Raw genomic sequence first — 14,946 nt, 5'->3', positions numbered from 1 at the left:
ACCACCTCCACCAGGCGGGCGGCAAGGCTCTGCCACGGCGTCTCGTCCTGGTTCCATGCCTGCGGCCCTCTTTGATCCCGGGGCTGGAGGCGGAGCGGTGCGGGCGCCGGCCGCGTGCTGATGCGCGCGGACGCTGGTGGAGTCGACCGAGATGTCCCAGTCGCTCTCGCCTGGGGCGTCGGCCGCGGCCTGGACCTGCTGGAGGAGACGTTCCCAGGTGCCGTCGGACGACCTCAGGCGGTGGCGTTCGTGGACGGTCTTCCACGGTCCGAACCGTTCGGGCAGATCGCGCCACTGCACCCCGGTCCGCACCCGGTGCAGGGTGCTGACCTTGCCCCCAGGCCCTGTCCGGCGGACAACTGAAAGAGGTCCCGCCGATGACGCGGACTGGCTACCCTCACGTCGTGAACAGGCACGTGCTCGAGCTGATGTGGGGAGGCGTCGCTCTCATAGGCGGGGGGCTCCTGGTCACCAACGTCCGAGGGGTAGCCGACCGGTTCCAGGCCATGTCCTACGCCTACCGATCATGGCCTAGGACTTGTCCGGTCGATCAAGTTCGTAGCCAAATGGTGAGGGCTGCCGCGGTCGCGGTGCCGAGGTAGACGTAGCCGCGCTTTGCGTATGCGGGCCGCCTGACTGTCGGTTTTCTCCGGGATGGCGTGTCGGATTCCCCGTCGTCGCGGGTACTCGCGGATGGGGCCGTTGCTGTAAGCCTTGTCGGCCGCGAGGCTGTCGGGCTTCTTGCGTGGTCGTCCCAGGCCCGGTCTGGGCACCCGGATCTTCTCCAGGACCGGCTTGAACTGGGTGCAGTCTGCCCGCTGACCTGGAGTGACGATCAGGGACAGCGGACGGCAGCGGCCGTCCGCGCTCAGGTGCAGCTTGCTGGTGAACCCGCCGCGCGAGCGGCCCAGGCCCTCACCTCCAGCACCACCTCCACCAGGCGGGCGACCAGGCTCTGCCACGGCGTCTCGTCCTGGTGTTCTGGGCTTCCGGCCCCCTTTGAGGCGGGGGCCGGCGGTGGGTCGGTGCGGGCGCCGGCCGCATGCTGATGGGCGCGGACGATGGTGGAGTCGACCGAGATGTCCCAGTCGGTCTCGCCAGCCGCGTCGGCTGCGGCCTGGACCTGCTGGAGCAGTCGCTCCCAGGTGCCGTCGGCGGACCAGAGCCGGTGGCGTTCATAGACGGTTTTCCACGGTCCGGACCGTTCGGGCAGGTCACGCCACTGAACGCCGGTTCGCACCCGGTGCAGAATCCCGTCGATCACCTGCCGGTGATCACGCCACCGGCCACAACGCCTGTTGCTGACCGGCAGGAACGGCCGCAGCCGTTCCCACTCGGCATCACTCAGATCACCCCGCCCCATGCCCGCACTAACGCTCCGGCGGCGGAGCAGTCACTCGGTCGGGCTCCCGGGTACCGAGACATGCCAGAATCGGCAGATGGTGCTTGTAGGAGAGTTCTTCCTTGCCGGAGACGACGAGTCAGCAGTGCTGGTAGGACCGCGCAACAGTCATGATTTTCCTGCCGTGCCGTGTGACGGCATCTATCCGGATGACGCAGTTCCGAGGTGGGAAGCTCTGTTGACGGGGGCGGAGAGTCCGCTCCGGCACGTGGTGCCCATGGCCAACGATGGCTTCACTGTCTTCGCTGTTCCGCAGACGCTCTCGACGGCCTTGACCAGTGCAGGAACGGATCAGCTCAGACGTACCGCTCTCACGTGGGCCGAGACCGTCTCCGAGATGGGCGATGAGTTTGGGCCGGGCAGTGCCGTTGACCTCCTTGAGCGTCTGTCAGCCCTAGCCGTGAGTCGTGCGGAGAGAGGCCTGAACCTGTACTGCTGGTACTTCGCGCCCTGACCTCAGCCCGTCGGCATTCCTGTAGTCATGATCCCAGCCCTCGCTGGGACAGTGCGAGTGGCTTCTCGCCCCGGCGCACCTGGAGTGATCGGCCGGACAAGTCCTAGCAGTGTCATCACGTGCAGAGTGATCGGAGGTGTCTTCGCCCTTGTGGGGGCGGGGGCCCTTGATGCTGCCGGAGTCTGATCTGCACGTCGTTCAGTGACACCCGTACTGCTCCTCGTCATTCGTCAGATCACCCCGCCCCACGCCGGGAACGACAAGCCACGCTGGTCGGCGGACGGCACCTGGGATCGGATCCTGCAAGCCGTCCAGGCCGATGCCGATGCCCGAGGCCGGATCGACTGGACCATGGTGAGCGTGGACTCCACCTCGCGCCGAGCCCCTCAGCACGCTGCCGGGGCTTCACGCAGGACGCCGCGAGTTCCAGGGCTCGGCCGTTCGCGGGGCGGTCTGACCTCCAAGATCCACCTTGTCTGAGAAGGCGGCCTCCGCCCTCTGGCGCTGCTGATCGCTCCTGGTCAGTGGGGCGACAGCCCGCAGCTGATCCCAGTCCTCGAACGCATCCGGGTCAAGCGCCTCGACAGTGGGCATCCGCGGACCCGTTCCGACCACTTGGGCGGCGATAAGGCATACAGCTCCCGCCGTAGTCGCCGCTACCTGCGCAGACGCCAGATCAAACACACCATCCCGAACCGAAGGACCAGCGGGCCAACCGCAGGCGCCGAGGAAGCCGAGGAGGCCGGCCAGCGGGCTTCGACAAGGAGAGATACAAGCGCCGCACTGCGGTCGAGCGCACGATCAACCGGCTCAAGCACTTCCGCGCCGTGGCTACGCGCTACGACAAGCGCGCCTACGTCTTCCACGGCACTGTCACCGTGGCTTCCATCCGCCTGTGACTCCGCTCGTGATCGAGCAGATAAAACGGTGGCCGCCTGATTGGCTTCCCTGCCACGATCTGGGTGTGACCACGTTGTTCCTGATGGTCGGCCTGCCAGGGGCCGGAAAGACCACGCGGGCTCGGCAGCTCGCCGCGGAGCACGGCGCGCTGCGTCTGACGCCCGACGACTGGATGATTCCCCTGTTCGGCGAGGCGGAGGCCGACGGGAAGCGCGACGTGCTGGAGGGGCGCATGCTCTGGCTCGCCCTGGAGGCGATCAGACTGGGCACCAACGTCGTCGTGGATTACGGCTGCTGGTCACGGGACGAACGCTCTGCGATCCGCTGGCTGGTGGAGGCCGAAATGGCGTGCTTCCGCATGGTCTACCTGCCGGTGGACGAGGAGACCCAACGCGCCCGTATCGCCCATCGCTGGGCGACCACCCCCGAAGAGACACTGCCGATGTCCGAGGCCGACATCCTGCACGGGCGCGCGCATTTCGAGGAGCCCGACGCGTCGGAGCTGGAGAGCCGCAGGGTCGCCAGCCCGCCGCCCAGGTGGGTCGACTGGCGGGAGTGGGCCGCCGACCGGTGGCCCTCGTTCGCGTGACTGCTGCGGCCCACGACGACTCAGCCGTACCAGGCGTGCCCTGCACCAGCCCGAAATGAGCCTCCGGACAGGCCCCAGGTCGTTTCTTTCGGATCACCTTCAACGGTCTTGTCCGGCCTGAATACGGTGACGGCATGACGACAATCCTGCGGCACCCCCGACCTGGATTCATGTGGGATTGGTGGGCAGTGGACGCTCAGGGCTTCCTCGTGCAGTTCAGTGGCGGGCCGGCTCCTGAGCATCTGCTGGTGCATGTGGATCGTGTCGACGCCGCCGCTGCATGGGCCGAGGAGAACCGTCCCTCATGGTTCAACGATGCTCTCCCATCGCTTCACGCCTTCAACTGCAACGGCGAGCTGCCGGTCTACACCCGCAGCAGCGTCCCGAAGTCCCCGTTGCGACTGTCCGACGCCCCGGGAGCCATCGCCGACGTTGCGGCCCTGGTTGAACTGCACAAGGCAGTGGGAGACACCTGGACGGTCTACTCCGACGAGGGCTGGGTCTAGGCAGCCGCTGGAGTCACTGACCAGATGAAGATGCCTGCGAAGTGGAGGGCGGCGAGGTAGACAGTGGCGGTCTTGTCGTAACGGGTGGCCAGTCCATTGCTTGAGCTTGTTGATGCACCGTTCGACGGTGTTCCGCTGCTTGTACGCTTCGCGCTCGAAAGCTGGCGGGCGCCCACCACGACGGCCGAGCCGTTTGCGGTTCGCTGTCTGGTCGGCGGGCTGGGGGATCACCGCCTGGATCCCACGACGCCGCAGGTAGGTGCGGATTGCGCGGGATGAGTACGCCGCCTCTAAGCCGTCGGGTGAAGGGCCGGGGAAGCCTCGCGGCGGAGCGCCTGGGCCCACGCCGGCAGTTCGTCCGGGGGAGGGCGCACCTGCTCGTCGTGCAGATCCCGCGGCTGGAAGTCGGTGAGGCCCTCGAAGTCCTCCCGCAGTATCAGCGCCACCTGCGGGCCGATGTCGGCCACGCGCAGCCCGCCCGTCTGCGCACGCAGACGCTGCACCGCCGTGACGGCGCCGACGATGCCGTCACCGACGTACGCCCCAGGTTTGCCTGCCCGCTCCTGGCAGAGGTGGTCGATGGCATTGGTCGAGGACGCCGATGGGGCGGTGTTGTTCTCGGGGGTGACCATGACGATGGCGTCGTACGAGCCGACGCGCTCGGCCCCACGCACGGTGTGCGGCTGCCGACCCGGGGCCTGGGCCGCCGGCACGGATTCGTCGAGCGGAGGCAGCTCGTGTTCGGACGGGTCCCACGAGGTCGAAGCCCGCGGCGGATCCGGCGTGGGCGGCGGCCAGATCCCGCTCTTCGTGGCCTGTTCCATGTCGCGCAGGACCGTCCAGGCATCCGCGACGGGGCCCAAGTGCCCGAGCTTCTCGGGGTTGCTCACGGTGCGGATCGTCTGGATCCGCCCGTCGCGGAAGTCGAGCGTCCAGGTGTTGACGATCTTCGCGTCCCGGTCGCGGAAGATCGCTCCGGGCCCGCCGTTCACCTGGCGGGGTTGCATGACTCCGCCGATCCGTACGAACAGCGGGATGGAGGCGGCGAGCACCGGAATCACGTGGTCGGCGCCGACGTACCCGGTCGCCCACTGCGGGGCCTTGCCACCGCTGTCCGCGACCAACCGCACGTCGGTGGCGAGCAGCTCTCGTAGCCCGTCGACGTCTCCTTCGGTGAAGGCGCCGAAGAACCGCGCTGCGAGTCTCTCGCATGCGCGGCGGTCGGCCTCGAACCGCGGTCGGCCCTCGGTCATGTGACGACGCGCCCTGACCACCAGCTGGCGGCATGCGGCCTCCGAGCGACCGATCGCGGTGGCGATCTCCTGGAAGCCGAAGTCGAACACCTCGCGCAGCACGAACACCGCGCGTTCGAGCGGGGTGAGCCGTTCCATCAGCAGAAGCACCGCCGTCGACACCGAGTCGGCCAACTCGGCCGCACGCTCCGGGTCCTGGTAGGGATCGGTCAGCAGCGGCTCGGGAAACCACGGTCCGACGTACTCCTCGCGCCGGACGCGGGCGGAATTCAGCACGTTGATCGAGATCCGGGTGACCACGGTCGTCAGGTAGGCCCTGGTGGAGTCAGGTGGAGTCGGCGAGGCCTCGTAGCGGAGCCATGCCTCCTGAACGGCGTCCTCGGCCTCGGTCACACTCCCCAGGATCCGGTAGGCGATCGAGGACAGCAGCGGCCGCAGACCCTGGAACTCCTCGGCCCGCGTCATGCCGGCTCCGGCGCGGAACGCTGCTGCCACGACGTGCGACGCGGCCGTCGGCCCAGCTCCCGCTCTACTGGGGCACCGACGAAGCCGTACCCCTCGGTCATGGCGGCCGCCCCTGGCGCATCCCGCCCAGGCACCGTCTGCCGCCCCAGCCCCGAGGTCCCGCCCACTATCAACGCCCGCATGCCCACCATCCGCCCGAGTCAGTGCCTGTCTTCACCCTCTGGACAAGTCAGCGCGGCGTTCTGTGACATGGCCCCGAGGGCACCTTCCCGACCCAGGTGGTCACACCGCCAGGCCCCGTCGACGATGTCCCCTCGCGACATGTGGCCCCCCCCCTGGACGGGTCACTACGGCGTGTGTCGGAAGTGGATCTCGTCAGGTGTCGAGTGGGAGTTCCAACAGTTCCTCTGGGAGCTGGAAGCCGAGGCGCTGATAGAGCGGGGTGCTGCGCTCTGACGGCCAGACGATCAAGCCCTCAAGGCCAGCACTGTGTGCATGCTGCTTCAGCGCCTCAAGGAGCGCCGAGCCGACTCCCTTGTTCCGTTGTGACGGTAGGACGAAGAAGTTCGTGACATAGCCGACCGGGTTGTTGTCCTCGTAGGGCTCCGGCATCCGCTCCACCAGGCAGAGGAAGACGTGACCGCAGATCCGGCCCTCGGTCTCCGCGACCCAGGCCAACCAGCGGCCGTCGCTGAGCCGGTCGCGGATCCAGTGCTCGGCCTCTTCCAGGTGCCGAGCAGGAGCCGGCGGTTGCCCTTCGCAGTCCTCCTGCTTGAACGTCCAACGCAGTTCGGCCAAGGTCCGGGCATCGGTGAGCCGGGCCGGACGCACGACTGAATCTGTGGTCATGGGGGCGAGCTTCGCTCCTGCAGCAGGGTGAGGCAAACTCTTTTCCGCGCAGGTCGCGGCCATGCGTCGATGGCCGCGACGAGGACGGTCACCTCGTAACGGACCGCCAGTTCGTCGTACCTCGTGGCCACTGTCTGGTTCTCCTGAGGCGGTTGGTGCCGCACTCGACCGCTTGGCGCTCCTCGTAGTCCACAGGGTCGAACGTCGGCGGTCTGCCACCGTGTGAGCCGCGCTGCTTACGGTGGCGGATCTGGTCCGCCTGGTCTGTGATCGTGCACCGGATGCCACCGCCGACGCAGATGGGCGCGGTTCTTTGGGAAGGCGTACGCCTTGTCGGCCCGCACCCGCCGGGGACGAACGCGCGGAGTTCATCGAGCCGTACCTGCCGATCGGGGAGTACGGCCCGTGCCCCGAGTGACTGCGGCAGCAGTTCGAGGGCGTCATCTGGCGGTTCAAGACGGGCGGGCAGTGGCGGGAGAAGCCGACGGAGTTCGGCGCCTGGTCCGGAGGGCTAGCTAGCCGGGCTCTACCTCCGCGCCTCGACGATGTGGGTCAAGGACCTCATGGGCCTACTCCTTGATCACAGCGAATAGGCACCCGGGTCGCCGCCGGGCACCAGGGCGCCGGCCCTGCCGCGAGGCGGCGGAACCGCGTGCTCACATCCCGCCGGCGATCCTCATCACCGTGCCGGTGGCGTAGGAGGCGTCTCCCGAGAGCAGCCAGGCGACCGCTCCGGCGATTTCCTCGGGCTGACCGGCGCGGCCCATGGGGACGATCTCCGCGACCTTGGCGGGCCGCTGCGGGTCGGCGTGGAAATCGGTCCAGATCGTACCGGGGGCGACGCAGTTGACCCGGATGCCGTCGGCCGCCACTTCCTTGGACAGCCCGACCGTCATGGCGTCCACGGCGGCCTTCGCCGCCGCGTAGTGGACATAGGTGCCGGGGCTGCCGAGGGTCGCGGCGGCGGAGGAGATGTTCACGATCGCCCCGCCCGCCGTCATGTCCCCGATGGCCCGGCGGGCGCACAGAAGGTAACCCAGGATGTTGACCTCCAGGGCCTGCCGCATCCCCTCCGGGTCTGCGTCGACCAGGGGGCCGACCGGCCCGCTCACCCCGGCGTTGTTCACCAGTCCGGTGACCGGTCCCAGCTGCGCGGCGGCGGTGTCGAACAGCCGGTCCACGTCCGCAGCGTCGGCAGTGTCGACCGCGATTGCCGCGGCCGTCCGGCCGAGCGCACGCACTCCTTCGGCCACGGCCTCGGCAGCCTCGGCGTCCGACCGGTAGCCGATGGCGACGTCGTGTCCCTCGGCTGCCAGCCGCAGGCAGATCGCCGCGCCGATGCCCCGGCTGCCGCCGGTGACCACAGTCACCTGCTGACGCTCTCCCTGTTCTGCCATGTCCGGTCCTCCGAGCTGTGCCAATAAATGATCGATCAAATAGTCACCCTATCCGGACGGGTCTTTGCGTCGATCCCCGCACTCAATGCCCGGGGTACGGCGTTGACGCAGGTGGGCGTGGTTTCCGCGAGACGAGTACGTCTCGTCCCCGGCTACCGCGTCCGGCCGAAACTCCGTCGGCATCTCCCGCCACTGCCCACCCTGAACCGCCATCAGACCCTCGAACTGCTGCCGCAGCCGACCGATCCAGGCCGGTCCCGCGGCGAGGGCGATTCCCGAAGTTTGATCACGACTCGATACGCGCCCTGATGCCCGAGTGGCTTCAAACACTGGCCCGGAAGGTCAGTGCTCACCGCGACGCTCCTGCGAGCCAGGCGCGTTCTCCACGCGAGGCACGTGAGCCCTGTGACGGCAAGGCCGGGGTCGAGCCGACGGTGGGGCCGGCCTCGCAGCCCGGCCTCATCCGGGTATGTGATTCTTCCCGACTTGCCGATTCGCATCGCCATGGTCTTCGCTGGCGCGAGCAGGCGCGAAGGCCGCCGCCCGCTGCGTTCGGGCAGACACCGCGGAGAAATACTTATGGCAGGCACGACGACATGTCCGGTTCTCGGGTCGGAGGGGCTTCCCGGCCTCGCCGACACACCGTTCGTACGCGATCCGCATCCCGTCCTTGCTGCCTTGCGGCGTACCGACCCCGTCCATTTCGACGCCGGAACCGGGTTGTGGCTGGTCAGCCGGTACGCCGATGTACGACAGGTGCTGCTGGACCCGGTTGCCTACCTGCCGGACAACGCCCAGCACGCCGTCTCCCCGCTGTCCATGCCCACGCTGCGCGGGCTCGCCCGGGCCCGGTTCGCGCTACCTCCCGCACTCGCCAACAACGGTGGCTCCAGCCATGCCGGACTTCGCCGGCTGGTCACCCGGTTCTTCAACGCCGACCGTGTGAGCGCGGCGGTGCCGCTGATCGAGGAGACGGCTCGGGAGATGCTTTCCGATCTTGGTGATCGGTACGCATCCGGCCACCCGTGTGACATCGCCGCCGCGTACGCGCAGCTCCTGCCGTGCCGGGTGATGATGCGGCTGCTCGGCGTCGACGGCATATCCGACACCACGCTCACGACGTGGAGTGACGCCGCCCTGGAACTGTTCTACGGCTGGCCGTCGGCCGAGCGGCAGACCCGTCTCGGGGAGCTGGTCGGGGACTTCTACCGGTGGCTGGCGGACCAGGTGGCCCGGGACGCACCTGCGGACGGTCTGATCGGCTCCCTCCGTAGGCACAGGCTGTCCAGCGGTGAGCCGCTCGATGCCTCGACCGCCGTCGCCGTGTGTTTCTTCGTCTTCATCGCCGGACAGTCCACCACGGGCCAGCTGATCTCCACGGCGCTGCTCCGCGCGTTGGCCGAACCCGGGGCGTGGGCGCGGGCCGCCGCCGAGGACGGCTTCGCAGAGGCGTGGGTGGAGGAGATCCTCCGCCGTGAACCCCCGGTGACCACCTGGCGCAGGGTCACAGCACACGAGGTGGAACTGTCCGGGACGAAGCTGCCCGCCGGCTCGCAACTCCTGCTCATGCTGATGGGGACGGGCTCGGATCCGGAGGTGTTCGAAGAGCCCGAGGTACTGCGTCCGTATCGGGACAACATTCGCCATCACCTCTCCTTCGGAGTGGGCCGGCACCGCTGCCCGGGAGCGTCTCTGGCGCGCACCGAGGCGGCTGTGGCACTCCGCGCGGCCGCACGGCTGCTGCCCGATGCGGTACTCACCGAGGCCGGCGACCCTCCCATGCTGGGGTTGCTGTCCTTCCGCGCCCCCCTGCACGTGGTGGTCCGCCGCGGCTGATCCCCCACACCACTCGACAGGTGTTCGTGATCGGAACACCTGGCACCTGACGTCCAGCGGACTCGGGGCCGCCCACACATCGACGGTCAACGACAGGCAGCAAGGCCCCGCCGACCGCGGCCCCGTCTGCGCCCCGGCAAACCGGGAGGTGATCGCCGAGGAGTTCGTCGCCCTTGTGACGGTCAGAGCCCCGTCGGGTCGGTGTCGCAGGTGGCGCGGCGCCGGCCGATCGTGACCAGGGCCTCCCAGAGGGCGTCGGCCTCCCCGCGGCGAATCTCGTGGATCGCTCCGTCCAGGGGTTCGACGCCCGGGCCCAGCGGCCGGTCCGGCTCCCCGGCGTCCCTGCGGAGGATGATCCCGGTGGGCGGATCCAGGGCACGCAGATCGCGTAGGAGACGGTAGCGGGCGAGGTCCGGCCTCGGGGTTGGGCAGGTGCCGGGTGATCACCGCGATGTCGGGCAGCAGCACACGGGCCTGGGCCAGGGCGATCCGGGGCTCGTAGGCGTGGGCGACGATGCGGAAGTGCGGGCTGGAGTGGACGTGGGCGCGCACCGATTCCAGCTCGGCGCCCTCGGGCAGGCCTGCTATCAGCACCGTCATCATCGAAGCCATTGTCCCTCCGTCCGGCCGCCCGCGCCTCGCCGTGGTGGCGGTGGAGGCCGCCGCCTGGCGAAGTCCGCCGCTGGTCGGGGCCTCTCCGTCGCACATCGCGCTGCCCGCTGCCCGCTGCCCGCTGCCCGAGGAGGCCGCCGGTGGCTCCTGACGGCCAGGTGACGGCTCCGGCGGTCACTCCCGGACGCGGCCGGGAGGGGCGAGGCACCCTCAGGAGGGTGCGGGAGATCCTCCCGAGGGCCTTCCCCGGCATCCCCGTCGCCGTCGAGGAGCGGTCACCGGGGTGTGTACCGGGACCCGCCGATCGCCGCCGCGCCGGGTGGGGCGGGGCCGCCTCAGTCCAGCAACACCCCCGGGTTGAGGATGCCGTGCGGGTCGAGGGCGCCCTTCGCGGCACGCAGTGCGAGGGCGAAGGGCTCCGGCCGCTGGCGGTCGTAGCCCGGCCGGTGGTCGCGGCCGACGGCGTGGTGGTGGGTGATGGTGGCCCGGTGGCGGTGGAGCACCTCGCCCGCCACCGCCTTCAGCTCGTCCCAGAAGGCGACCTCCTCCCCCGGGCGGCCTGCGGCGAGCACGGTGAAGTAGGGTGCCGCGCCGTCCGGATAGACGTGCGTGAGACGGCAGTTGACGGTGGCCGGGTAGCCAGAGATCTTGAGTGCCGCCTCGTTGACCGTCCTGCGGACGTCCTCGACGAGGGCGGGGACACGGTCCCACGTGGCCGCCGTCTCGAAGGTCTCCGCGACGGCGCCCATCCGCGCCAGGCCGTCCCGGAGGTAGGGCATCCGCAGGAACGCCGACCTCCACGCGTTCACCGCCTCGTCGGCGGGAGCACCGCCCGTACCGGCCTCGGACGGCTCGCGTCGGCCCCCGTGGGAGCGGGCCAGGTCGACGGCCTGTGCGAGCCGGGCGTCGACCGGGGCGTCGGCTGACTCGAAGCCCAGGACGAGGACGGCAGAGCCGTCCCGCGCGGCACCGGCCAGCGCGGCCTCGCCGGAGTCGAGCAGCCGGCAGTTGGCGGGAGCGAGGTCGGACTGCGCGAGGGCGCGGACCGCCCCGAGCGCGGCGCCGAAGTCCTCGAAGGCGAGCGAGGCGGACGCCTTGTGGACCGGGCGGGCCTGGAGCCGTACCCACGCCTCGGTGATGATGCCGAGCGCGCCTTCCGAGCCGAGGAACATCCGGTCCGGCGAGGGGCCCGCGCCCGAGGCGGGCAGCCGCCACGACTCCGCCGTGCCGGCCGGGGTGACCACCCGCAGCGACTGGACGAAGTCGTCGATGTGCGTGCGGCCGGTGGCGTAGTGGCCGCCGGCCCGGGTCGCGAGCCAGCCGCCGAGGGTGGAGAACTCGAAGCTCTGCGGGAAGTGCCGGAGAGTCAGGCCGTGCGGACGCAGCTGGTTCTCCAGGCTCGGTCCCAGCGTCCCCGCCTGGATGCGGGCGGCCCTGCCCTCGGCGTCGACCTCCAGCACCCGGTCCATCCTGGTCAGGTCGAGGGAGAGCACCGCGCGATGACTGTCGCCCCGGTACTCGACCCCGCCCACCACCGAGGAACCGCCGCCGAAGGGCACGACGGCGACCCGGTGTTCGCCGGCCCAGTCCAGCAGGTCGGCCACCTCCCGCTCCTCCGTCGGGAACGCGACCAGGTCGGGGATCCGGCCGGGACGGCCGCGCAGGGCGCGCGCGATGTCGCGGTACGCCTTGCCCATGGCGTGGGCCGCGCGGTCGGCCGGATCGGTGCTGATGAGCCGCGCCAGGCTCGCGGACGGCTGGACGGCGGGTGCCCCGATGCCCAGATCGGCGATACGGGGAACGGGGAGCGGACGGGCCAGGGTTCCGGGCAGCAGGGCGCCCATCGCCACACACTCGGCGTCGTCGGGGTGGGCGCTCTCCCACCCCCAGCCCCACCAGGACCGGCGGGGGGCGGACGGAATCGACTGCGTCGTCGTGCCGGACATGGGCGCTCCAGAGGCCGCGGGGTGAATTTACCAAGAGGTAAATTACCTACTGATAATATCCACGCATGGCAACCCCCCGCTCGAAGGCCGGCACCAAGGGCGTCCCCCGCCACCTGCGTCGGCAGCAGATTCTGGAAGCCGCCACGGAGGAGTTCGGAAGCCGCGGGTACGCCGCCGCCTCCCTGGCCGCCGTCGCGGAACGCGTCGGGGTCACCAAGACGCTGCTGCACCAGTACTTCGGCACCAAGGAAGACCTGTACGTCGCCTGCCTGACGCCCGTCGGGGACAGCCTGCTCGAATCGATCCGCACGGCCATGGGCGACGGGAGAACGACCCCACACACTCCCCTGCGGGTGCTCCGCGGCATCTTCGTCGCGCTGGAGGGACGCCGGGAGGCGTGGTTCGTCCTCTACGACCGCTCCCTGCCGCCCGGCGGCGAGGCCGCCCGCACGGCGGCGGCCTACTGGGCGGCCATCGACGCGCTCGCGGCCGACGGCACCACCGAGCTGCTGCGCGCCGCCGGGTCCACCGACCCCATGGACGCGGACGCGCTCCGCCACGTCTGGACCGACCTGGTCGGCACGCTCGTCCGCTGGTGGGTCAAGCATCCCGAGGAGACGCCGGAGGCCATGACCCGGCGCTGCGCCCGCCTCTTCACCGTCGCCGCCGCACTCGCGGTCGACCCCGTGCCCCCGAGCTGACCGCAGGACCGGAGGACCGGAGCGCGCTGCAGCCGGTGCAGCGCCACCGGCACCCGGTGCACCCACGGGCCCACGCCGCTGACGCCCACACCTTCACGCGCGGCGTGGAAGGGGCGGTCCTCCCCGTGTCTCTTCACCGGTCACATGCCGGTGACGTCCCTGGCCCGCTGCACCACGGAGTCGAGCGCGGCCACCCTGCCGTCGCGCCGCCTCGCGCGCGCCGCCCGATCCTCCGGAACCAGCCGTTCGGCGGTCCGCACGGCGTAGGCGTCCGGGTCGCCGAAGGCGGCCCGCGGGTGAGCACCCGTCTCCGCACAGTGCGTCGTGACCTCCTTGACCGCCCGGAGTACGACCTCCCGGTCCACGCCCGGCTGCATGGCGAGCCGTACCTGGAAACGCGCCATCCACTTCTCGCGGTCCTTCTCTCCCGCCGCGTCCGTCGTCCGGTCCTTCTTCGCCACGTGTTCTCCCGCGTGATCGGCAGCCGTCCGTCATGGAGTGGGACGTCGAGGCGTTCCGGTGGGTTGCCCGAGCGAGCCGTCTTCCGGCCGCCGACCACGACACCTGGCCCTGGGGGCCCGGAATCCCGTCTGCTCGCTGTGCATCTGGCTTCGATCGAGGGCGTGTTCACGGCGGACGGCCATCCGGCCGCAGGCACCCGTGCGCAGCAGGGACACGGCGGCATCCATGTTTCGACATGGACGTCACCTCCTGACGCGGACCGCCGCCGTGGCCGGTCACGTCCCGCCGGCGCAAGGTCGAGCCCTCGATGCCTTCCGTGCCGTCTCAGGGGAAGACCGGTGTATCGGCCGCCCTGGCAGGGCCCTCCTGGGGCTGGAAGGGTCCGGCTGTGGTGGTGACGACGATCAGGGTGTCCTCGTGCGACCAACGGCGCGTTCCGGTCTTCGACGGGTTGAGGAGCGGGACCGGGGAGTCGCCGGGGCGGTAGCCGAGGGCGGTGGCGCCCTGCCGTCCGGCGGCCTCGACGAGCGTGGCGAAGGGCGCCTCGGTCCCGGCGGGGACGTAGTCGGTGGCGGGTCGCAGGCGGACCGCGTTGCCCGCCGGGGAGAACAGCTCGTCGAAGGCCGCCGCGAGTTCGACGGTCTGCGAGACCTGGGCCATGAGCAGGCCGACGAGCCGTCCGCCGACCACGAGGTCCGTGTGCGCGCCGGCCGGGGCGAGGGGGCGGTGCTGGGCGTCCGTCAGTTCGGCGACGGTGGGGCTCCGGGGGCCCGGCTCGCGCTCGCCGGCGCGGAGCCGGAGGAGGGTGACGAGGGTGTGCTCGTCGGGGTCGGGGTGGTCGTCGGGGCCGCCGAGGACGAGGACGTGGTGGGCTGGGTCAGGGGCGGGGAGGGTCTTCTCCCGGACCGCCTCCCAGCCGTTGCGGGCGAGGCCGTCGACGATCTCCGGGCCGCGCCGGTTCCAGCCGAGGACGACGACGCGGCGGGGGGCGGCGCGGGTGTCGACGGCCGTCGCGGCCGCGGGCGGCGGGAGCGGTGTTGCCGTGGTCGCGGTCCAGGTCGGTGGGGTCTCGTCCTCGGCCAGGACGACGACGGCGTCGTCGGGGCCGAGGGCTGTCTGTGGCGGCGGGTTGAGCAGCGGCGAGCCGTCCGGGCGTACGAGACCCACCACGCACGCGTCCACGCAGGCCGCCCGCAGGTCGGCGAAGGTCCGGCCGCCGAGCCCGGGGACACGGTGGACGTGCAGCTCGGCACCGGCGAAGTCGAGCAGGTCCTCCAGGACGCGCGACAGTCCGGGTTCGAGGACGCACTGGACGAGGGTCCGGGCCGCGATGCCGTCGACGTCGAGGACGACCGCGCCGGGCCCGGCGGCGAGGCGGGCGGTGGCGACGTGCCGGGTCTGCCGGACCGCCGCCACGACGCGTGCCGGGCTCGCGTCGCCGACCACGGCCCGCAGCGCGAGCAGCGTCTTGACGACCTGGGTGTCGGCCTCGGGGGTGTCCGGCGGCACTCGCCCGCGTCAGCCCGGCTGCCGCCGGGTCGGTCGTGGTCGCGTGCCGCCGGACACCCCCGAGG

13 protein-coding genes and 5 pseudogenes are annotated in these 14,946 nt (G+C 70.7%); 7 read left to right on the top strand and 11 right to left on the bottom strand.

What is annotated here, in order from left to right:
• Positions 1-78 precede the first annotated feature (78 nt).
• The 3 genes and pseudogenes from AOK00_RS37630 to AOK00_RS40710 form a co-directional block, all read right to left on the bottom strand.
• Positions 79-321 (bottom strand): annotated as a pseudogene (locus AOK00_RS37630) (transposase); the annotation flags it as partial.
• A gap of 203 nt (positions 322-524) precedes the next feature.
• The gene (locus AOK00_RS40715) at positions 525-962 is read right to left on the bottom strand and encodes a transposase (RefSeq protein WP_079042233.1); all 438 of its coding nucleotides are present in this window, start codon (positions 960-962) and stop codon (positions 525-527) included.
• A complete protein-coding gene (locus AOK00_RS40710) occupies positions 869-1,363 on the bottom strand; it encodes an IS5 family transposase (protein ID WP_055603047.1) in 495 nt (164 codons plus the stop codon). The genes AOK00_RS40715 and AOK00_RS40710 overlap by 94 nt, the downstream gene beginning before the upstream one ends.
• Positions 1,364-1,439: 76 nt before the next feature.
• On the opposite strand from AOK00_RS40710, the gene AOK00_RS28055 reads away from it, so the two are divergent.
• The 4 genes and pseudogenes from AOK00_RS28055 (at position 1,440) to AOK00_RS28040 (ending at position 3,851) form a co-directional block, all read left to right on the top strand.
• Entirely contained in the window at positions 1,440-1,856 is a 417-nt protein-coding gene (locus AOK00_RS28055; protein WP_159041866.1) for a hypothetical protein, read from the top strand.
• Between the two features lie 267 nt (positions 1,857-2,123).
• Positions 2,124-2,755: pseudogene (locus AOK00_RS37615) on the top strand (IS5 family transposase); the annotation flags it as partial.
• Positions 2,756-2,820: 65 nt separating this feature from the next.
• On the top strand, positions 2,821-3,345 hold the full coding sequence (locus AOK00_RS28045; RefSeq protein WP_055603044.1) for an AAA family ATPase: 525 nt from the start codon (positions 2,821-2,823) through the stop codon (positions 3,343-3,345).
• 134 nt (positions 3,346-3,479) lie between these two features.
• A complete protein-coding gene (locus AOK00_RS28040; protein ID WP_055603043.1) occupies positions 3,480-3,851 on the top strand; it encodes a hypothetical protein in 372 nt (123 codons plus the stop codon).
• On the opposite strand, the pseudogene AOK00_RS37610 reads toward AOK00_RS28040, so the two are convergent.
• The 4 genes and pseudogenes from AOK00_RS37610 to AOK00_RS28030 all read right to left on the bottom strand — a co-directional run.
• Positions 3,848-4,178 (bottom strand): annotated as a pseudogene (locus AOK00_RS37610) (IS5/IS1182 family transposase); the annotation flags it as partial. The gene AOK00_RS28040 and the pseudogene AOK00_RS37610 sit on opposite strands and share 4 nt — an antisense overlap.
• On the bottom strand, positions 4,142-4,675 hold the full coding sequence (locus AOK00_RS40705; protein WP_254047530.1) for an NADPH-dependent FMN reductase: 534 nt from the start codon (positions 4,673-4,675) through the stop codon (positions 4,142-4,144). The gene AOK00_RS40705 and the pseudogene AOK00_RS37610, both read right to left, overlap by 37 nt.
• Positions 4,658-5,569 (bottom strand): annotated as a pseudogene (locus AOK00_RS40700) (RNA polymerase sigma-70 factor); the annotation flags it as partial. The pseudogene AOK00_RS40700 and the gene AOK00_RS40705, both read right to left, overlap by 18 nt.
• A gap of 375 nt (positions 5,570-5,944) precedes the next feature.
• On the bottom strand, positions 5,945-6,418 hold the full coding sequence (locus tag AOK00_RS28030) for a GNAT family N-acetyltransferase (protein WP_055603042.1): 474 nt from the start codon (positions 6,416-6,418) through the stop codon (positions 5,945-5,947).
• Between the two features lie 313 nt (positions 6,419-6,731).
• On the opposite strand from AOK00_RS28030, the pseudogene AOK00_RS37605 reads away from it, so the two are divergent.
• A pseudogene (locus AOK00_RS37605) lies at positions 6,732-6,923 on the top strand (transposase); the annotation flags it as partial.
• 151 nt (positions 6,924-7,074) lie between these two features.
• On the opposite strand, the gene AOK00_RS28025 reads toward AOK00_RS37605, so the two are convergent.
• Complete coding sequence (locus tag AOK00_RS28025; protein ID WP_055603041.1) at positions 7,075-7,815, bottom strand: SDR family NAD(P)-dependent oxidoreductase; 741 nt, start codon at positions 7,813-7,815, stop codon at positions 7,075-7,077.
• 486 nt (positions 7,816-8,301) lie between these two features.
• On the opposite strand from AOK00_RS28025, the gene AOK00_RS28020 reads away from it, so the two are divergent.
• Positions 8,302-9,651: a cytochrome P450 gene (locus AOK00_RS28020; protein ID WP_254047529.1), complete on the top strand. Its 1,350-nt coding sequence runs from the start codon at positions 8,302-8,304 to the stop codon at positions 9,649-9,651.
• Positions 9,652-10,598: 947 nt separating this feature from the next.
• Here AOK00_RS28020 and AOK00_RS28015 read toward each other — a convergent pair.
• The gene (locus AOK00_RS28015) at positions 10,599-12,209 is read right to left on the bottom strand and encodes an FAD-binding oxidoreductase (protein WP_055603039.1); all 1,611 of its coding nucleotides are present in this window, start codon (positions 12,207-12,209) and stop codon (positions 10,599-10,601) included.
• 65 nt (positions 12,210-12,274) lie between these two features.
• On the opposite strand from AOK00_RS28015, the gene AOK00_RS28010 reads away from it, so the two are divergent.
• Positions 12,275-12,910: a TetR/AcrR family transcriptional regulator gene (locus AOK00_RS28010; protein ID WP_055603038.1), complete on the top strand. Its 636-nt coding sequence runs from the start codon at positions 12,275-12,277 to the stop codon at positions 12,908-12,910.
• Positions 12,911-13,050: 140 nt separating this feature from the next.
• On the opposite strand, the gene AOK00_RS28005 is transcribed toward AOK00_RS28010, so the two are convergent.
• Together AOK00_RS28005 and AOK00_RS28000 are read right to left on the bottom strand one after the other, a co-directional pair.
• On the bottom strand, positions 13,051-13,371 hold the full coding sequence (locus tag AOK00_RS28005) for a hypothetical protein (RefSeq protein WP_055603037.1): 321 nt from the start codon (positions 13,369-13,371) through the stop codon (positions 13,051-13,053).
• A gap of 325 nt (positions 13,372-13,696) precedes the next feature.
• Complete coding sequence (locus AOK00_RS28000; RefSeq protein WP_055603036.1) at positions 13,697-14,881, bottom strand: CASTOR/POLLUX-related putative ion channel; 1,185 nt, start codon at positions 14,879-14,881, stop codon at positions 13,697-13,699.
• Between the last annotated feature and the right edge of the window lie 65 nt (positions 14,882-14,946).

Origin of the sequence: Streptomyces aureus (assembly GCF_001418135.1) — a bacterium.
GTDB lineage: Bacteria > Actinomycetota > Actinomycetes > Streptomycetales > Streptomycetaceae > Streptomyces > Streptomyces aureus_A.
Note: the sequence above shows the minus strand (reverse complement) of the source record. Positions and strands in the feature narration are given on the sequence as shown.